The organism is Solirhodobacter olei (assembly GCF_004010155.1).
Taxonomy (GTDB): Bacteria; Pseudomonadota; Alphaproteobacteria; order Rhodobacterales; family Rhodobacteraceae; genus Solirhodobacter; species Solirhodobacter olei.
This window is the reverse complement of sequence record NZ_RRYH01000023.1, coordinates 77,542-95,776: the sequence shown is the minus strand read 5'-3', so window position 1 is coordinate 95,776 and position 18,235 is coordinate 77,542. Positions and strand designations below refer to the sequence as shown.

Below are 18,235 nucleotides of genomic sequence, written 5' to 3'. Positions count from 1 at the left end.
TGCGCGCGATTGCCGCAGGGTCTGCCGCGATGCGGAGGGGATGATGCGATCCGATCTGGTGAAGTCGATCCTGGGCGGGTTGCCCCAGCCGCTGGTGTTTCTGGCCGCCGACGGACGGATCCTTGCGGCCAATGCCCCGGCGGTGGAGCTTCTCGGCCCGGCCATCGAGGGGCGGCATTACGTCACCGTGCTGCGCCAGCCGGCGCTGCTGGACGCGATCGAGGGCACGCTGCGCCATCGCCAGCCGGCAAGCGCGCGCTACCTCGTCTCCGGTACCGCGCGGGAATCGGTCTGGAAGGTGCTGGCCGCGCCGGTGGAGGGCGAGGGGGAGGCCGGTGTGCTCGTCAGTTTCCTCGACACCACGGACCTAGAACAGGCCGGTCAGATGCGCCGCGATTTTGTCGCCAATGTCAGCCATGAGCTGCGAACGCCGCTGACCGCACTTCTGGGCTTCATCGAGACGCTGAAAGGCGCCGCGCGCGACGATGCGCCTGCGCGCGACCGGTTCCTTGGCATCATGGAGCGCGAGGCGGGGCGGATGAACCGGCTGGTGCGCGATCTGCTGTCACTGTCCCGTGTCGAGGCGGACGAGCGTGTGCGGCCGACCGAGCGCGTTGACCTTGCCGCGCTGGTCCTCTCCTGCGTTACGGCGCTGCGTCCGGTGGCGGATGCGGCCGGCGTCACGGTCGAGGTGACCGGGGCGGAGGCCCCGGTGAGCGTGCCGGGCGATCCCGACCAGCTGACCCAAGTGTTCCACAACCTGATCGAGAACGCGGTGAAATACGGTGGCGCGGGCGGCCATGTCGGCGTCGCGCTGACCCGCGAGCCGCGCGACATCAGCCTGAGGGGCCCGGCGGTGCGTGTCGACGTCACCGACCGCGGCGAGGGGATCGACGCGATTCACCTGCCGCGGCTGACGGAGCGATTCTACCGCGTCGACAGCCACCGCTCGCGCGAGCAGGGCGGTACCGGGCTGGGTCTCGCCATCGTCAAGCATATCGTGAACCGGCATCGCGGCCGGTTCCGGATCGAGAGCGAGCGCGGCAAGGGCAGCCGGTTTTCGGTGATTTTGCCGGAAGGGTGAGCCGGCTTCGGTGCGACTGTCACCTTGCTGTTACAATACTGTCGCAAAAGGCTGACAGGAGCGCGCTACACCGCGCGCGAGCGTGTCCGGCCGAGGGCCGGGCGCGGAGCATGGATCGGGCGGCCCGCAGGGCTGCCGGGCGGACAGGAGAATGGCATGACCAACGCGCATACGGTGACGAGCTTCGATGACGACCTCGAAACCATCCAGGCGATGATCATGAAGATGGGCGGCTTCGTCGAGGCCGCGATCCTCGATGCCGCCCAGGCGCTCGAGACGCGCGACGAGGAGCTGGCCGACCGGGTCCGCGCCAACGACAAGCAGATCGACGCGCTGGAAGAGGCGGTCAACACCGAGGCCGCGCGGCTGATCGCGCTGCGCGCGCCGGCGGCATCGGATCTGCGCACGATCCTGACGGTGATGAAGATCTCCGCCAATCTCGAGCGCATTGGCGACTATGCCAAGAACATGGCCAAGCGCTCGACCGTGCTGGCCCAGATGCAGCCGATCCCGGGCGCCGGCGGTGCGCTGAAGCGGATGGCGAAGGCGGTCGAGGTGATGCTGAAGGACGCGCTCGACGCCTATACGCAGCGCGACATCGAACTGGCAGCCGACGTGCGCATCCGCGACCAAGAGGTCGACCAGATGTACAATGCCATGTTCCGCGAGTTCCTGACCCACATGATGGAGGACCCGCGCAACATCACCGCCTGCATGCATCTGCATTTCATCGCCAAGAACCTGGAGCGGGTGGGCGACCACGCCACATCCATCGCCGAGCAGGTGATCTACCTCGTCACGGGGCGGATGCCCGACGACAACCGGCCGAAGGGCGACAACACCTCCTTCGTCAGCTCGGAGGGGAACGCCTGATGGCCGCGCCCGAGCTGCCGGTGGTGCTGGTCGTCGAGGACGAGCCGGCGCAGCGGGAGGTTCTGGCCTATAACCTCGAGGCCGAGGGCTTTCGCGTCGCGCGCGCGGAGAACGGCGAGGAGGCGCTGCTGCTGATCGAGGAGGAGACGCCCGACCTGATCGTGCTCGACTGGATGCTGCCCTCGGTCTCGGGCATCGAGGTCTGCCGCCAGGTGAAGTCGAAAAGTGACACGCGGGGGATCCCGATCATCATGCTCTCCGCCCGGTCGGAGGAGGTCGACCGGGTGCGCGGGCTGGAGACCGGCGCCGATGATTACGTGGTCAAGCCCTACTCCATCGTCGAGTTGATGGCCCGGATCCGCGCGCAGCTGCGCCGGGTGCGGCCGGCGGCGGTCGGGGGGACGCTGGAATTCGGCGACATCCGCCTGGACGCCGAGAGCCACCGCGTCTACCGCGCCGGCGAGGTGCTGAAGCTCGGGCCGACGGAGTTCCGGTTGCTTGCCACCTTCATGGAAAAGCCGGGCCGGGTCTGGAGCCGCGAGCAGCTGCTCGACCGGGTCTGGGGGCGGGACATCTACGTCGATACCCGCACGGTGGACGTGCATATCGGCCGGCTCCGCAAGGCGCTTTGCCGCCATGGCGGCGAGGATCCGGTGCGCACGGTGCGCGGCGCGGGATACGCCCTGGGGTGAGGCGCGGCCTGACGAGGCTCCGTTGCAGCCTCGTCAGCGCCGAACGCCCGGAGCGCAAGCGGAGGGACGGACCAACACCGCGCGCCGTGCCCGGCGGCGCGGCGGCCCGAGTATTCCTGCCAGCAAGAAGTGCGGGGGCCGCGGGCGGGATGGCTTGCGGCCCCGTTCCGTTTGCGCGACGGTGCCGGCATAATCGGCGGGCCGCAGGGCCCGCAGCAGGGAGATATGCCATGCCGATCAAGAACCGCTTTTCCGAGATGCTGCCCGAGATCACCGAGTGGCGACAGGATTTCCACGAGAACCCGGAGCTTCTGTTCGAGGTGCATCGCACCGCCGGGATCGTGGCCGAGAAGCTGCGCGCCTTCGGTTGCGACGAGGTCGTCGAGGGGATCGGCCGGACCGGGGTCGTCGGCGTGATCAAGGGCAAGACCGACAGCGCGGGCCGCGTGATCGGGCTGCGCGCCGATATGGATGCGCTGCCGATCGTCGAGGCGACGGGGCTCGATTATGCCTCTAAGACCCAGGGCAAGATGCATGCCTGCGGCCACGACGGCCATACCGCGATGCTGCTGGGCGCGGCGAAGTACCTTGCCGAGACGCGGAATTTCGACGGCACCGCCGTGGTGATCTTCCAGCCGGCCGAGGAGGGCGGCGGCGGCGGCAAGGAGATGGTCGACGACGGGATGATGGAGCGGTTCGGGGTGCAGGAAGTCTATGGCATGCACAACATGCCGGGCATCCCGCTTGGTCACTTCGCGATCCGCCCGGGCGCCATGATGGCGGCGGCGGACCAGATGGAATGCACGATCACCGGCAAGGGCGGCCATGCGGCGAAACCGCATGACTGCATCGACCCGACGCTGGTGGCGAGCCATGTCGTCGTGGCGCTGCAATCGGTGGCGAGCCGCAACGTCGACCCGCTGAAGCAGGTCGTCGTCTCGGTCTGCACCTTCCGGACCGAGAGCGAGGCCTTCAACGTCATTCCGCAGACGGTGCTGCTGCGCGCCTCGATCCGGACCATGGACCCGGAGGTGCAGGATTTCGTCGAGGGCCGGATCAAGGCGATCGTCGAGAACACCTGCGCCGCCTTCGGTGCGACGGCCGAAATCGACTATCGCCGCGGCTACCCGGTGACGATGAACGCGGAGGAGAACACCGGCTACGCGGTCGAGGCCGCCAAGCGGGTGACCGAGAACGTGGATGCCGACGCGGTGCCGCTGATGGGGTCGGAAGATTTCTCGTTCATGCTGAACGCGCGGCCGGGGGCCTACATCTTCCTCGGCAACGGCGACACGGCGATGGTGCATCACCCGAAGTACAACTTCGACGACAACGCGATCCCGTTCGGGTCGAGCTGGTACGCGGAGATGGTCGAAAGCCGGATGCCGGCGGCCTGACGACAATGGCGGGGGGCTGTCTGCCCCCCGCACCCTCCCGTGCCGAGCCGGGCGTGGAGGGTCGGGGTCAGCCGATCTCCGCCAGCGTGAGCGGGCAGGGGGTGCCCCCATAGAAACGGTCCAGGATGGACTGCATCAAGCCCTGCAAAGGCGGGTCCGCGGCGGCGCGGAAGAGCGTGGCCGAAGACCGCAGCTTCATCGCGTCGACCGGGCCGAGAATGCGGGCAGGGTCGGTTTCCGGCTGGGCCAGCAGCGCCGCGGCACACTCGGCGAGGCGGGGGCCAAGGACCGGGTCCGCAGCATAGGCACGGGCCTCGGCCAGATCGGCGATGCCGTAATACTGCGCGGTGGCGGAGCGCCCGAGGCTGGCCAGCTGCGGAAAGACGAACCACATCCAGTGGCTGTCCTTCCGGCCGCGGCGAAGCTCCGCGAGGGCAGTCGGGTAGATCTTCGCCTGGGCCTCGGTAAAGCGGGCGAGGGCGGCCATCTCAGCCGCCGGTGTGGCTCATGTGGCGGCTCATCTGGCCGGCGACGGTCTGGCGCGAATAGTCGAAATCGTGCCCCTTCGGCTTGCGCGCGATGGCCGCGCGGATGGCGGTGCGGAGCTCCACATCGTCCTCCGTCGCGCGGAGCGGGCTGCGCAGGTCGGCGCGGTCTTCCTGGCCGAGGCACATGAAGAGATCTCCGGTGCAGGTGACGCGGACCCGGTTGCAGCTTTCGCAGAAGTTATGCGTGAGCGGGGTGATGAAGCCGATCCGCTGGCCTGTTTCCTCCAGCCGGACGTAGCGGGCCGGGCCGCCGGTGCGGTCGGAGAGTTCGGTCAGCGTGTAGCGGGTGGCGAGCTGCGCGCGCAGGTCGGAGAGCGGCCAGTACTGGTGAAGCCGGTCCTCCTCGCCCATGTCGCCCATCGGCATGACCTCGATGAAGGTGAGGTCATGGCCTTCGGCGGCGCACCATTCCGCGAGGGTGAAGAGCTCGTCCTCGTTCACGCCCTTCAGCGCGACGGTGTTGATCTTCACCTTCAGCCCCGCCGCGCGGGCGGCCTCGATCCCGGCAAGGACCTGGGGCAGTCGGCCCCAGCGGGTGATCTTGGCGAATTTCTCCGCATCCAGCGTGTCGAGCGAGACGTTCACGCGGCGGACGCCGCAGGCGGCGAGCTCGGCTGCGTATTTGCCGAGCTGCGAGCCGTTGGTGGTCAGCGTGAGCTCCTTCAGCGCGCCGCTTTCGAGATGGCGGGACATGTTCTGGAAGAAGGTCATGATGCCGCGGCGCACGAGCGGCTCGCCGCCGGTGATACGCAGCTTCTCTACCCCGAGCCCGACGAAGGTGGTGCAGAGGCGGTCAAGCTCCTCCAGCGTCAGGAGTTCCTTCTTGGGTAGGAACTCCATGTGTTCGGACATGCAATAGACGCAGCGGAAGTCGCAGCGGTCCGTCACCGAAACGCGGAGATAGGTGATCGCACGGGCGAAAGGATCGATGAGGGGCGCTATCATGGGCGGAAGGTAAACCGGGCGTGCGGGGCCGGCAAGGGTCAGCTGCGCGGCGGCAGCGGGCGCATGGCGGCGCGGGCGGGGTTGTCGCCCCAGGGCTTGCCGCGCCCGGCCGCCTTCAGCGCGCGGGAGAAACGGCGGATGGCCCCGGGGCCCGGCAGGCGCGGGGTATGGGCGAGCTCCCAATGAAACCCGTTGATGGGATCGTTGAAGAAGACCGCGTAATAGCCGGGAACGTATACGGAATATTCCATCGGCGCATCGGTGACGGGAAGGCCGTTCGCCAGCAGGAAACGGGTGTGGAAGGCATCGACCTCGGCCCGGTTCCGCGCCCAGAGCGCGATGTGATGGAGGCCGACCGCGCGGGCCTCGTGATCGAGCTTCGTGCCGCTGCGGGCGGGCTGGATACCGATGTAGGAATGTGGCAGCGGGAAGCGCGCCATGTAATAGGTGGAGTGGTAGCCGATATCGAGCGTCCAGAAGCTCTTGTAGCCGAGCCAGCCGAACATGCTGTCGTAGAAGGCGACGGATGCCTCGTAATCGAGCACCGAGACTTCTACGTGATGCAGGCCGCGCCAGCGCATGGGGCCCTCCCTCTGCTGCGGCAGTCTCGGGGGGCGGGGGAAAGATGACAAGCCCTTTGGAGCGCGCGCCCGGGCCTCAGCCAAGGTGTTTCCCGGCCTCGCGCCGGGCGAAGGCCTTGAGGCCGGCCCCGTGTTCGGCGAGGAAGGCGGCGGCGCGGGGGGCGTCGTGCTTGGAAAGCTCGCGCAGCCACCAGGCGATGGCCTTCTGGATGAACCAGTCGCCGTCGGGCACGTAGGACGCCGCCCAGCCGAGAACCCGCGCGCGGATCGCCTGATCCTCGGACGAGGGGTGGTTCATCTTTGTCCAGGGCAGCGTGATGACGAGGGCGGCGCGGCGGGTCCACATGTTCGGGTGGCGGGCCCAGGCCTCGACCTCGTCGATCCGGGAGGGGTCCGCCACCAGCCGCCGGGCGCCGGCGTCGCAGGCGTGATCGGCAATGGCCCAGGCGTCGAAGCCGGGCGCCCAGGAGGCGATCAGCCGCCAGGCGCCGCTGTCATCTGGCCGGATCCGTGCCTGGGTCAGCAGTTTCGCGGCGGCCACCTTCGCCTCGTGGATGTCGCTGTCCCAGAGCCCGGCGGCCAGCGCGATCCGCTCTTCCACCGACAGCGTCTGGCGCCAGGTCTTTGCCATCGCGTCGATCTCCGGCACGCGGAGGCCGAGATAGGGGCGCGGCGCCTTGTGATAGGCGGCGGCGCCCGCGGCGCGTTCGGGGTCGGCGCCGGCGCGAAGCTGGGCGAGGGCGTCTTCGAGGCTGGGGGTCATCGCGGGGCCTTTCGCGGCCGGGAACGGGAAGGACGGGCAGGGTGGGATCCGGGCGAGTCGACCGGGCGGCCAGCATAGCGATGATGCGCCGCGCGCGCGATGACGTGCGATTGACGGGGAACGCGCGCGATTGTGTTCGCGGACGGACGCGCGTTCCGGGTTGCAGCGGGGCCGGGGATGCCTAGATGATTCTGCAGCGCGGCAAGTGACGAGGGTGGTATGGCAAAGGCACGCGAGGGCTCTGCGAAAACGGCCGCGACGGAGCGGGTGGTGCTGGTCCTGCAGGGCGGCGGCGCGCTCGGCGCTTACCAAGCGGGCGCCTTCCAGCGGCTTTCGGAGCTTGGCCACCAGCCGGACTGGGTGGCCGGGATCTCGATCGGCGCGGTGAATGCGGCGATCATCTGCGGCAACCGGCCTGAGGAGCGCGCGTCGGCGCTGGAGACGTTCTGGCACCGGATCACCGCGGCGCTGCCGCAGCATCCGGTTGCGGGCTTTCCGCCGCGCCAGATGTTCGGAGACTGGGCTGCGGCGGCGGTGATTGCCGGCGGCGTGCCGGGCTTCTTCTCTCCGCGCCTGCCCTTTGCTGCGCTGATGCCCGGGGGGCTGAGCCACCTGACAAGCTTCTACGACACCGCGCCCCTGGCCGAGACGCTGAGGGAGTTGGTGGATTTCGACTACCTGAACGGGCACGGTCCGCGGCTCAGCGTCGGGGCCGTCGACGTGGAGACCGGCAATTTCGTCTATTTTGACAGCGCGCGCGAACGGATCGGGCCGGAGCATATCCTTGCCTCCGGTGCGCTGCCGCCGGGCTTTCCCGCGGTCGAGGTCGCCGGGCGGAGGTACTGGGACGGCGGGCTTGTCTCCAACACCCCCCTGCAGCATGTGATGGACGAGGCGGAGACTGATCCGCTCTGTATCTTCCAGGTCGATCTCTTCTCTGCCCGCGGCAGCCGGCCCGGCAACATGAGCGATGTGCAGCAGCGCGAAAAGGACATCCGCTATTCCAGCCGCACCCGGCTGACCACCGACCGCTACCGGGAGCTTGCGCGGCTCAGCCAGGCGGCCGAGCGGCTGGCCGCCAAGCTGGGCGAGGCCTACGAGGACGACGAGGACCTTGCGCTGCTGCGCGCGGCCACGCCGGATTGCCCGATCGCGCTGGTCCATCTGATCCACCGCGACCAGGCCTACGAGGGGGCCTCGAAGGATTACGAGTTCTCGCGGCTTTCGATGGTGGAACACTGGGCGGCGGGCGAGCGCGACGTGACGCGGACGTTGTCCCACGGCCACTGGAAGACGCGCGAGCCGGCGAAGCCGGGGCTTCATGTCTTCGACCTTACGCGCGATGACCATGAATCAGCGGGCGGGCGCTGAGCCCGCGGGCCTACGGCAAACGTGATCGTGATCACGGGGGTCGGGGCTTGATTCGAAGGGTTCGCCCCGCCATGCTGTGTGACCAGCCGGGCATGTCGCCCGAGACTGAACCGGGCATGTCGCCCGAGGAGGATGGATTATGGAAGGCTTGAGTGTCGGACACCTGCTGGTGGTCGCGGTCGTGGCCCTGGTGCTGTTCGGCCGGGGCAAGGTGAGCTCGCTGATGGGCGAGGTCGGCAAGGGGATCACCGCCTTCAAGAAGGGCATCAACGACGGCGCGAAGGAAATCGCCGACGAGGGGACGGCCTCGGCCGCCCGTGACGTGACGCCCGAGGCGGAAAAGGCCAAGGCCTGATCCCGACCCGGCGGCGCGGGCCCCCCGAACGGCGGGGGCCCGGTATGGAGAGGATCCCTCCGGCCAGATGCGGATCCGTCGCCCGGGGAATCACCCCTTTGGGCAGAGGGCGGGGTAAGCCCCGAATCTGCCTTCAGACTGTGCCGGATGACGCCCGCGCGGGACTGCGCGACGGCGGCAAATCCCGCCTTTCGCCCGTGAATGCGCGCAATTCTTCCCAATATCAAAAGCTCTATGACAGGTTTTGTGACGGAACTGTCATTCACCTGTCACATGAAGCGGCTATCCCGGCCACGTCTTCGCGCCCTGGGAGTGGAGACGAAGACCGAAATCTGATCCGGGAGAAAAGCCGTGAGCTTCTTCAAAACCATCGCCGTCGGCGCCGCTGCCGCCGCCTTCAGCGTCTCGTTGGCCGGCGCGAGCTTCGCCGCCGACATTTCGGGCGCTGGCTCGAGCTTCATCTACCCCGTCTTCGCCAAGTGGGGCGAAGCCTACAAGAAAGCCACCGGCATCGGCCTGAACTACCAGTCGATCGGGTCCGGCGGCGGCATCAAGCAGGTGACCGCGAAGACCGTGACCTTCGGCGCCTCCGACAAGCCGCTGGACGACAAGTACCTTGCCGATCACGGGATGATCCAGTTCCCGATGATCCAGGGCGGCATCGTCATGATGTACAACGTCAAGGGCGTGAAGCCGGGCCAGATGGTTCTCGACGGCAAGGTCGTCGAGCAGATCTACATGGGCAACATCACCAAGTGGAACGACCCGGCGATCGCCAAGCTGAACCCGGGCCTGAAGCTGCCGAACGAACCGATCGTCGTCGTCCACCGTTCGGACGGGTCGGGCACCACCTTCAACTTCACCAACTACCTGTCGAAGATCTCGAAGGAATGGGCTGACAAGATCGGTTCCGACACCGCCGTCGAATGGCCGCTGGGCCTGGGCGCGAAGGGGTCGGAAGGCGTGGCCAACACCGTCAAGCAGACCGCTGGCGCGATCGGCTACAACGAATACGCCTACGTGATCCAGAACAAGCTCGGCTACTCCAAGATGGTCAACAAGGACGGCAAGGTCGTCGCGCCGTCGCTGGAAACCTTTGCCTCGGCCGCGGCCAACGCCGACTGGGCGGGCGCCAAGAACTTCCACGTGATCATCACCGACCAGCCCGGCGCCAAGTCCTGGCCGATCGCCGCCTCGACCTGGGTGATCATCCACAAGGACCCGCAGGACCCGGCCGCCGCCGCCGCCGCCCTGAAGTTCTTCGCCTGGGCCTACAAGAACGGCCATCCGGAAGCCAAGGCGCTCGACTATGTCGCGATCCCCGACAATGTCGTCGGCCTGATCGAGAAGTCCTGGAGCGCCGTGCAGCATAACGGCAAGCCGGTCTACGCCGCGATGAACTGAGCCCGCGACGTGGCTTGAGGAAACTTGGGACGGGCAGGGCCTTTGGCCTTGCCCGTCCGCCTTCACGATGAGATCAGCAGCAAGGGGGCGGCTGCCATGACGATGATGACGGACACTGCGTTGAACGGATCCCGGGCCCGGGCGGAGGCGATCTCCCGCCGGATGCGGCAGCAGGATCGGCTGTTCTTCTGGCTGACCTGGGGGTCAGCAACCGGCGTCGTCCTCGTTCTGCTTGGCGTGCTCGTCTCGCTGCTGTGGGACTCCCTTCCCGCCTTCCGTCATTTCGGCATCGCCTTCATCTGGACCGAGCGCTGGAGCCCGGCCAAGGACATCTTCGGCGCGCTGGCGCCGATCTACGGCACGCTCGTCACCTCTGCGATCGCCATGGTGATCGGGGTACCGGTGAGCTTCGGCATCGCGATCTTCCTGACCGAGATCTGCCCCAAGCGCCTGCGCCGGCCGATCGGCACCGCGATCGAGCTTCTGGCCGGGATCCCCTCGATCATCTACGGCCTCTGGGGGTTCTTCGTGCTGGCGCCGGTGATGCAGCAGGTGGTCCAGCCTTTCCTGATCAACACCTTCGGCGACCTGCCGGGGATCGGCATCCTGTTCTCCGGCGCGCCCTACGGCATCGGACTGCTGACGGCGGGGCTGGTTCTCGCCATCATGATCCTGCCCTTCATCACCTCGGTCAGTCGCGACGTGTTCAACACCGTCCCGGTGATGCTGCGCGAGAGCGCCTACGGCATGGGCATGACGACCTGGGAGGTCGTGCGCTACATCATCATCCCCTACACCCGGCTCGGTCTTGTCGGCGGCATCATGGTGGGTCTCGGCCGCGCGCTGGGGGAGACGATGGCCGTCACCTTCGTGATCGGCAACTCCCACCATATCCGCGCGTCGCTGCTTTCGCCCGCGACGACGATCTCCGCCGCCATCGCCAACGAGTTCGCCGAGGCCACGTCGCCGCTCTACACCTCCAGCCTGATCGCGCTCGGCCTGATCCTGTTCTTCATCACCTTCAGCGTTCTGGCGCTGGCGAAGTGGCTCATCGGCCGCACGGAAAGCTTCTGAGGTCCGCCCATGTCCATCGCATCCCGCCGCTATCGCAGGAACCGCATCGCCATGGTGCTGTCGGCCGGGGCCGCCGGCATCGGCCTGTTCTTCCTTGCAGCGATCCTCTGGACGCTGCTGTGGAAGGGCCTCGGCGCGATCCGGCCCTCGATCTTCCTCCAGATGACGCCGCCGCCGGGGTCGAACGGGGGCCTTGGCAACGCGATCTTCGGCTCGCTCGCCATGACGTTCGTGTCGATCCTGATCGCGACGCCGATCGGGATCCTCGCCGGGACATATCTTTCGGAATACGCCCGTGGCTCGAAGATCGGCGAGGCGGCGAAGTTCATCAACGACGTGCTCCTCTCGGCGCCCTCGATCATCGTGGGCCTTTTCGTCTATGCGGTGCTGGTCGTGCCCTTCGGCCATTTCTCTGCCTGGTCGGGGGCGATTGCGCTGGCGGTGATCGCCCTGCCGGTGATCAACCGCACGACACAGGACATGCTGCAGCTCGTCCCGAATTCACTGCGCGAGGCGACCGCCGCGCTTGGCGCGCCGCGCTGGAAGTCGATGACCTTCGTGATCTACCGCTCTGCCTGGTCGGGCATCCTGACCGGGGTTCTGCTGGCCATCGCCCGCGTCTCGGGCGAGACGGCGCCGCTTCTGTTCACCGCGCTCAACAACCAGTACTGGTCTACCGACATGAGCCAGCCGATGGCCAATCTGCCGGTCGTGATTTTCCAGTTCGCCATGAGCCCCTATGATGACTGGCAGCGGCTGGCCTGGGGCGGGGCGCTGATCATCACCGTCGCGATCCTCGCGCTCAACATTCTTGCCCGCAGCCTGTCCGGCCGCCGCTCGTCGTGAAGGAGAAGGACATGAACATGCCCGCAGACACCCAGACCCCGACGCATGGCTTCGACCTGCAGGGCCAGGCGCAGACCTTCGTTCAGGGCGACACCGAGCGGCCCGCCAAGGTCGCGGTCAAGAACGTCGACTTCTGGTACCAGAACGGCCATCACGTGCTGAAAGGGATCGACCTGGAGCTGCGCGACAAGACCGTGACGGCCTTCATCGGCCCGTCGGGATGCGGCAAGTCCACGCTCCTTCGGATCTTCAACCGGATGTACGACCTCTACCCCGGCCAGAAGGTCTCGGGCGAGGTGCTGCTCGACGGGCGCAACATCCTGTCGCCGTCGGAGGATCTGAACCAGCTCCGCGCCAAGGTGGGGATGGTGTTCCAGAAGCCCACGCCCTTCCCGATGTCGATCTACGAGAACATCGCCTTCGGCATCCGGCTTTATGAGAAGATCTCCAAGGCCGACATGAACAACCGGGTGGAGCAGGCGCTGCGCGAGACCGCGCTCTGGGACGAGGTGAAGGACAAGCTGCACCAGTCCGGCCTTGGCCTTTCGGGCGGGCAGCAGCAGCGGCTTTGCATCGCGCGGGCGGTTGCGGTCAGGCCGGAGGTGCTTCTGCTCGACGAGCCCGCTTCGGCGCTCGACCCGATCTCGACGGCGAAGATCGAGGACCTGATCATCAAGCTTGCCAACGATTACTGCATCGCGATCGTGACGCATAACATGCAGCAGGCGGCGCGGACCTCGCTCTATACCGCGTTCATGTATCTCGGCGAGTTGGTGGAGTTCGACAAGACCGAGAAGATCTTCACCGCGCCGACCCAGCAGCGCACCAACGACTACGTCACGGGTCGGTTTGGGTGAACAACGGCCCCGGCGCAGCCGGGGCGTAATCGCTCCGGTGGAGCGATTTCAGGCCTGAGCGCCTGAGCGCAAGCGAGGGCCGGCGTGAGTCTGCCAAAGGGCGGCTCGCCCACGCTGGGCCCGCGCTCATCCCCCCTTCGCCTTCAGCCGTGCGTTGCAGGCGCTGAGGTATTTCGGCCAGCTCTGCCCCGCCGTCCGTCCGGCCGCCTTGTCCGCGCGCCAGAGCTTGCCACAGGCGCGTTCGCGCGCCACGAAGGCGGCATGGGCGGCGCCGGCCGCAGAGGTGCCCCCGGCGGGGGCCGCAACGCCCGGTGTGGGCACGGCAAGACAGACCACGCCCAGGGCCAAGAATGAAAAGATGATCCGCATGGCATCCTCCTGACGCGGGGCCGCGCGCCCCGCCGGAGATGCCATAGCGCGATCATGCCTACCGAACGGTTAATCCCGAACGGTCAACCCACCGTCAGGCGCCGCGCGAGAGGGCGGCGACGCCGGTGCGGGCCATCTCGGCCAGGCCGAGCGGGCGCATCAGGTCGGCGAAGGCATCGATTTTCTCGGCGGTGCCGGTGATCTCGAAGACGAAGCTTTCCAGCGTCGAGTCGACCACGCTGGCGCGGAAGATGTCGGCGAGGCGCAGCGCCTCCACCCGGTGTTCGCCCGTGCCGGTGACCTTGAAAAGCGCGAGCTCGCGCTGCACCGCGCGGCCCTCGACCGTCAGGTCGTGCACCTCGTGGACCGGAACCAGCCGTTCGAGCTGCGCCTTGATCTGCACGATCACCTGCGGCGTGCCGGAGGTGACGACGGTGATGCGACTGCGGTGGCCCTCGTGATCCACCTCGGCGACCGTGAGGCTCTCGATATTGTAGCCCCGACCGGCGAAAAGGCCAATGACGCGGGCTAGAACCCCGCTTTCGTTGTCCACCAGCACGGCCAGCGTGTGGGTTTCGATCACCACCGCATGCGGGTCGCGCAGCTCGTAGGCCGAATGGCTGGTTGCGCCTTTCTTGATGTTCAGTGCCGACATCTCGGGCCCTCTATTCGTATCTTCTGTCCAGAAATATCCTCGGGGGGTGTGGGGGGCAGACAGCCCCCCGCCGAGGGCCTTACACCAGCGCCCCGCCGGCCCCGGTGATCGCGCCCTCGGTCGCCGCGCTGCCCAGGAGCATCTCGTTATGCGGCTTGCCCGAGGGGATCATCGGGAAGCAGTTCTCGTGCTTCTCGACCAGCACGTCCAGGATCACCGGCCCGTCGTATTCCAGCATCGCGCGGATTGCCTCGTCGAGATCGCCGGGGCGGTCGACCTTGATGCCCTTGGCCCCGAAGGCCTCTGCCAGCTTCACGAAGTCCGGCAGACTTTCCGACCAGCTGTGCGAATAGCGCTCGCCGTGCAGAAGCTGCTGCCACTGGCGCACCATGCCGAGGCGCTCGTTGTTCAGGATGAACTGCTTGACCGGCGCGCGGAACTGCACGGCGGTGCCCATCTCCTGCATGTTCATCAGCCAGGAGGCTTCGCCCGCGACGTTGATGACGAGGCTGTCGGGATGGGCGATCTGCACGCCGACGGAGGCGGGCAGGCCGTAGCCCATGGTGCCAAGGCCCCCGGAGGTCATCCAGCGGTTCGGCTCGTCGAAATGCAGGAACTGCGCGGCCCACATCTGATGCTGGCCGACCTCGGTCGTCACGTAGCGGTCGCGGCCCTTGGTCAGCGCCTCCAGCCGCTCCAGCGCGTATTGCGGCTTGATCGTGCTTTCCGAGCCGCGATAGGCGAGGCAGTCGACCTTCTTCCACGCGTCGATCTTGCCCCACCAGCGTTCCACCTGCGCCTTGTTGGTGCGCGCGCCGCGGGCCTTCCAGATCTCCAAGAGCTCGCGCAGGACATTGCCGACATCGCCCACGATCGGGATATCGGCATGGATGACCTTGCCGATCGAGGAGGGGTCGATGTCGATATGCGCCTTCTTCGAATGCGGCGAGAAATCCGGGATCCGGCCGGTGATCCGGTCGTCGAAGCGCGCGCCCACGGCGATCATCAGGTCGCAGCCGTGCATGGCGAGGTTCGCCTCGTAGAGCCCGTGCATCCCCAGCATCCCGAGCCAGTTCTTGCCCGAACCGGGATAGGCGCCGAGCCCCATCAGGGTGGAGGTGATCGGAAAATCCGTCGCCTCGACCAGCTCGCGCAGCAGGCGCGAGGCCTCGGGGCCGGAGTTGATGACACCGCCGCCGGTGTAGAAGATCGGCCGTTCGGCGGTCTCCATCAGCTCGGCCAGCTTCTCGATCGCGGCGCGGTCGCCCGCGACCCGCGGCTGGTAATGGCTGATCTTGGCCTTGGCCGGGGGTACGTAGGTGCCGGTGGCGAATTGAACGTCCTTGGGGATGTCGATCAGCACCGGGCCGGGGCGCCCATGGGTGGCGACGTGGAAGCCCTGATGGATCGTGTCGGCGAGGCGATCGGTCTCCTTCACCAGCCAGTTGTGCTTGGTGCAGGCGCGGGTGATGCCGACGGTGTCGGCCTCCTGGAACGCGTCGGTGCCGATCAGGAAGGTGGGGACCTGGCCGGAGAGGACGACGAGCGGGATCGAGTCCATCAGCGCGTCGGTCAGCCCGGTGACGGCATTGGTCGCGCCGGGGCCGGAGGTGACGATGACGACGCCGGGCTTGCCGGTGGAGCGGGCATAGCCCTCCGCCATGTGGACCGCGCCCTGTTCGTGGCGCACCAGGATGTGGCGGATGCCGTTCTGCTGGAAGATCTCGTCATAGATCGGAAGCACGGCGCCGCCCGGGTAGCCGAAGACCACCTCCACCCCTTGATCCTTCAGGGCCTGAACCACCATCTTCGCGCCGGTCATCTGCTTGGTCATCTCACCATCTTCCTCGGGCCGTCTCACTCTGGCTTCGAAATTCGCAACAAAAAGCCCCCGGAGTTACTCGGGGGCGCATGGGGATCCTGTCTGGGGTCCGTCACCGGCCCATGCGCTTTGCCTCCAAAATTACAAGTACCGTGATCATCGCGCGTCCCTCATGCGTGTGCGGCGGCACATTAGGCTGCGGTCTCGGGGGCGTCAATGCCGAATTGGCGGAATAATCTGCCGCCGCGTAGGTTGCCGGGGCACTTATGTTGCGCTGGGGGATGGGTGTTGGCAACAAGTGGAAAGATCTTCGGGCCTGCTCGCAGGGCCACACGAAAAGGTGTCCCCGCTGCTGGACAGGAGCGGAACCCGATGTAAGAGTGCGTGCGAGCAGTCGGTTCGGCAGAAGCGCTTCGCAGGCCAAACCCCTGGATAGACTGCCGAATCCAACTTGGGAGGAAACCTAATGGATCGTCGTTCATTCCTGACCAAAGCCAGCGTCGGCGGGGTCGCTGCGGCCGGGGCCGCGGCGCTTGCCGCGCCGGCGGTGGCCCAATCCGCGCCGAAGGTCACCTGGCGCCTCACGTCCTCGTTCCCGAAATCGCTCGACACGATCTACGGCGCCGCGGTGACGATGGCGGATTACATCTCCGAGGTGACCGACGGGAACTTCAAGATCCAGGTCTTTGCCGCGGGCGAACTGGTCGGCGGCCTGCAGGCGATGGACGCCGCGGCGGCGGGCACGGTGGAGTGCTGCCACACGGCGACCTACTACTACTGGGGCAAGGATCCGGCCTGGGCGCTTGGCACCTGCGTGCCCTTCGGGCCGAACGCGCGTCAGATGAACGCCTGGTACTACTACAACAACGGCCGCGACCTGCTGAACAAGTTCTACGAGAAGCAGGGCCTCTACGGCATGCAGTGCGGCAACACCGGCGTGCAGATGGGCGGCTGGTACCGCAAGGAGATCAAGACCCTCGCGGACATCAAGGGCCTGAAGATGCGCATCGGCGGCTTCGGCGGCAAGGTGATGGAGGCGCTCGGCGCGGTGCCCCAGCAGATCGCCGGCGGCGACATCTACCCGGCGCTGGAAAAGGGCACGCTCGACGCCTGCGAATGGGTCGGCCCCTATGACGACGAGAAGCTCGGCTTCTACAAGGTTGCGCCGTACTACTACTACCCCGGCTGGTGGGAAGGCGGCCCGGCGCTGACGACCCTCGTGAACCTGAAGAAGTGGAACGAGCTGCCGAAGTCCTATCAGACGCTGTTCAAGGCGGCCTGCCAGGCGGCGGACCTCGACATGCTGGCGCATTACGACGCGGTGAACCCGGCGGCCCTCAAGCGGCTGGTGGCGGACGGCGCGAAGCTGCGCCCGTTCAGCCGCGAGATCATGTCGGCGGCCTTCGATGCGGCCCACAAGATCTATGCTGACCTGTCCAAGACCAACGCGCCGTTCAAGGAGATCTGGGAGAGCCAGTCCGAGACGATGCGCGGCGGATACCTGTGGGACCAGGTGGCCGAGTATCACTACGACACCTTCATGATGGGTCAGGACAACGCCAACAAGATCTGAGGCTCCGGCCACCAGATCGGAAAGGCCCCGGGAAACCGGGGCCTTTTGCTTTGCGGGGACCTCCCGTGGCCATCCGCTAGGTCGGCCGGTCGCCCATCAGGTATCGCGGGCCCTGGCCATTCGCGGCCGCCCGGTCGCCGGCATTGTAGAGCTGGCAGCGGTCGAGCGAGAGGCAGCCGCAGCCGATGCAGCCATCGAGCTTCTCGCGCAGCGCCGAGAGCGCCTCGATCCGCGCGTCGATATCGGTGCGGAACTCCTGCGAGAGGCGGGTCCAGTCGGCCTTGCTGGGCGGGCGACCCTCCGGCAGGGCCGCAAGCGCCGCACGGATCCGCTTCAGCGGAAAGCCCAGCTGCTGCGCGATCAGCACGAAGGAGAGCTTGCGGATGTCCGAGCGGTCATAGCGCCTGTGCCCGCCGGCGTTCCTGAGGGGCGCGATCAGCCCTTCGTCCTCGTAATAGCGGATGGCGGAAACGGCGAGGCCGGTGCGCCGTGCGATCTCGCCGATGGGGAGGCCGCCGGAGGGGGAGGGCATGCGAAAACTCCTTGATCTCAAGTTCACTTGAGAAATTACAACAGGAATCGCCCGAAATGCCAACGGAAAGGACCGAAAATGGCGGCTATGCTGGAACATGTGAACGTGACCGTGCCCGACCCGGATGGGACGGCGGCGCTTTACGAACGGCTCTTCGGCTGGAAGATCCGCTGGCAGGGGGGCGCCATCCACGGCGGGCGCTCCGTCCATGTCGGTACCGCGGAGCAATATGTCGCGCTCTACACCGGCCCGGGCGGCGAGCAGTCGCCGCGGCAGGACAATTACAGCCAGCTCGGCGGGCTCAACCATATCGCCGTGGTGGTCGACGACCTCGAAGCGCTGGAGGCGCGGGTGAAGGCGGAGGGCCTCGCTACCCATTCGCATGCCGATTACGAGCCGGGGCGGCGCTTCTACTTCCACGACGCCGACGGCATCGAATACGAGGCGGTCAGCTACGCCTGATCCAAGGCGCTTGCCAGGGGGCCGGCTTGGTG

At 67.1% G+C, this 18,235-nt stretch carries 20 protein-coding genes; 12 read left to right on the top strand and 8 right to left on the bottom strand.

All coding sequences use genetic code 11. The features are described from left to right. Positions 1–43 precede the first annotated feature (43 nt). The 4 genes from EIP85_RS16125 to EIP85_RS16110 all read left to right on the top strand — a co-directional run bounded on the left by EIP85_RS16125 (position 44) and on the right by EIP85_RS16110 (position 4,046). The gene (locus EIP85_RS16125; protein ID WP_127903246.1) at positions 44–1,084 is read left to right on the top strand and encodes an ATP-binding protein; all 1,041 of its coding nucleotides are present in this window, start codon (positions 44–46) and stop codon (positions 1,082–1,084) included. 156 nt (positions 1,085–1,240) lie between these two features. Continuing rightward, a complete protein-coding gene (gene phoU, locus EIP85_RS16120) occupies positions 1,241–1,957 on the top strand; it encodes a phosphate signaling complex protein PhoU (protein ID WP_127903245.1) in 717 nt (238 codons plus the stop codon). Beyond that, a complete protein-coding gene (phoB, locus tag EIP85_RS16115) occupies positions 1,957–2,649 on the top strand; it encodes a phosphate regulon transcriptional regulator PhoB (RefSeq protein ID WP_127903244.1) in 693 nt (230 codons plus the stop codon). Before phoU ends, phoB begins: the two co-directional genes overlap by 1 nt. 230 nt (positions 2,650–2,879) lie before the next feature. Then, positions 2,880–4,046: a M20 aminoacylase family protein gene (locus tag EIP85_RS16110; protein ID WP_127903243.1), complete on the top strand. Its 1,167-nt coding sequence runs from the start codon at positions 2,880–2,882 to the stop codon at positions 4,044–4,046. A gap of 67 nt (positions 4,047–4,113) precedes the next feature. On the opposite strand, the gene EIP85_RS16105 is transcribed toward EIP85_RS16110, so the two are convergent. The 4 genes from EIP85_RS16105 to EIP85_RS16090 all read right to left on the bottom strand — a co-directional run bounded on the left by EIP85_RS16105 (position 4,114) and on the right by EIP85_RS16090 (position 6,883). Further along, positions 4,114–4,533 (bottom strand): DUF1810 domain-containing protein, encoded by a 420-nt coding sequence (locus tag EIP85_RS16105; RefSeq protein WP_127903242.1) that lies wholly within the window; start codon positions 4,531–4,533, stop codon positions 4,114–4,116. 1 nt (position 4,534) lies between these two features. Further along, positions 4,535–5,539 carry a GTP 3',8-cyclase MoaA gene (gene moaA / locus EIP85_RS16100; RefSeq protein WP_127903241.1) on the bottom strand — a complete coding sequence of 335 codons (1,005 nt, stop codon included), beginning with the start codon at positions 5,537–5,539 and terminating at the stop codon, positions 4,535–4,537. A gap of 38 nt (positions 5,540–5,577) precedes the next feature. Beyond that, positions 5,578–6,120: a VOC family protein gene (locus EIP85_RS16095; protein ID WP_127903240.1), complete on the bottom strand. Its 543-nt coding sequence runs from the start codon at positions 6,118–6,120 to the stop codon at positions 5,578–5,580. 76 nt (positions 6,121–6,196) lie between these two features. Continuing rightward, positions 6,197–6,883 (bottom strand): DNA alkylation repair protein, encoded by a 687-nt coding sequence (locus EIP85_RS16090; protein ID WP_127903239.1) that lies wholly within the window; start codon positions 6,881–6,883, stop codon positions 6,197–6,199. Between the two features lie 219 nt (positions 6,884–7,102). On the opposite strand from EIP85_RS16090, the gene EIP85_RS16085 reads away from it, so the two are divergent. From EIP85_RS16085 to pstB, 6 genes are all read left to right on the top strand, one after another. Then, positions 7,103–8,254 (top strand): patatin-like phospholipase family protein, encoded by a 1,152-nt coding sequence (locus EIP85_RS16085; protein ID WP_127903238.1) that lies wholly within the window; start codon positions 7,103–7,105, stop codon positions 8,252–8,254. Positions 8,255–8,393: 139 nt separating this feature from the next. Then, entirely contained in the window at positions 8,394–8,609 is a 216-nt protein-coding gene (tatA, locus tag EIP85_RS16080; protein WP_127903237.1) for a twin-arginine translocase TatA/TatE family subunit, read from the top strand. Positions 8,610–8,960: 351 nt separating this feature from the next. Beyond that, entirely contained in the window at positions 8,961–10,013 is a 1,053-nt protein-coding gene (pstS, locus tag EIP85_RS16075; RefSeq protein ID WP_127903236.1) for a phosphate ABC transporter substrate-binding protein PstS, read from the top strand. Positions 10,014–10,109: 96 nt separating this feature from the next. Continuing rightward, a complete protein-coding gene (gene pstC, locus EIP85_RS16070; RefSeq protein WP_127903235.1) occupies positions 10,110–11,087 on the top strand; it encodes a phosphate ABC transporter permease subunit PstC in 978 nt (325 codons plus the stop codon). 9 nt (positions 11,088–11,096) lie between these two features. Then, positions 11,097–11,933 (top strand): phosphate ABC transporter permease PstA, encoded by an 837-nt coding sequence (pstA, locus tag EIP85_RS16065; protein WP_127903234.1) that lies wholly within the window; start codon positions 11,097–11,099, stop codon positions 11,931–11,933. 11 nt (positions 11,934–11,944) lie between these two features. After that, positions 11,945–12,790: a phosphate ABC transporter ATP-binding protein PstB gene (gene pstB / locus EIP85_RS16060; RefSeq protein WP_422067219.1), complete on the top strand. Its 846-nt coding sequence runs from the start codon at positions 11,945–11,947 to the stop codon at positions 12,788–12,790. A 126-nt stretch (positions 12,791–12,916) separates the two neighbouring features. Here the strand turns inward: pstB and EIP85_RS16055 are convergent, their stop codons facing one another. The 3 genes from EIP85_RS16055 to EIP85_RS16045 form a co-directional block, all read right to left on the bottom strand. Next, positions 12,917–13,159 carry a hypothetical protein gene (locus EIP85_RS16055; RefSeq protein WP_127903233.1) on the bottom strand — a complete coding sequence of 81 codons (243 nt, stop codon included), beginning with the start codon at positions 13,157–13,159 and terminating at the stop codon, positions 12,917–12,919. A gap of 94 nt (positions 13,160–13,253) precedes the next feature. Beyond that, the gene (gene ilvN / locus EIP85_RS16050; RefSeq protein ID WP_127903232.1) at positions 13,254–13,814 is read right to left on the bottom strand and encodes an acetolactate synthase small subunit; all 561 of its coding nucleotides are present in this window, start codon (positions 13,812–13,814) and stop codon (positions 13,254–13,256) included. A gap of 79 nt (positions 13,815–13,893) precedes the next feature. After that, positions 13,894–15,648, bottom strand: coding sequence for an acetolactate synthase 3 large subunit (locus EIP85_RS16045; protein WP_127903231.1), 1,755 nt, complete (start codon positions 15,646–15,648; stop codon positions 13,894–13,896). Positions 15,649–16,102: 454 nt separating this feature from the next. On the opposite strand from EIP85_RS16045, the gene EIP85_RS16040 reads away from it, so the two are divergent. Beyond that, entirely contained in the window at positions 16,103–17,209 is a 1,107-nt protein-coding gene (locus EIP85_RS16040) for a TRAP transporter substrate-binding protein (protein WP_127903230.1), read from the top strand. 76 nt (positions 17,210–17,285) lie between these two features. Here EIP85_RS16040 and soxR read toward each other — a convergent pair whose 3' ends face one another. Beyond that, positions 17,286–17,741 carry a redox-sensitive transcriptional activator SoxR gene (gene soxR / locus EIP85_RS16035; protein WP_127903229.1) on the bottom strand — a complete coding sequence of 152 codons (456 nt, stop codon included), beginning with the start codon at positions 17,739–17,741 and terminating at the stop codon, positions 17,286–17,288. Between the two features lie 78 nt (positions 17,742–17,819). Between soxR and EIP85_RS16030 the strand changes: the two genes are divergently transcribed. Continuing rightward, on the top strand, positions 17,820–18,203 hold the full coding sequence (locus EIP85_RS16030) for a VOC family protein (protein ID WP_127903228.1): 384 nt from the start codon (positions 17,820–17,822) through the stop codon (positions 18,201–18,203). The last annotated feature ends 32 nt before the right edge of the window (positions 18,204–18,235 follow it).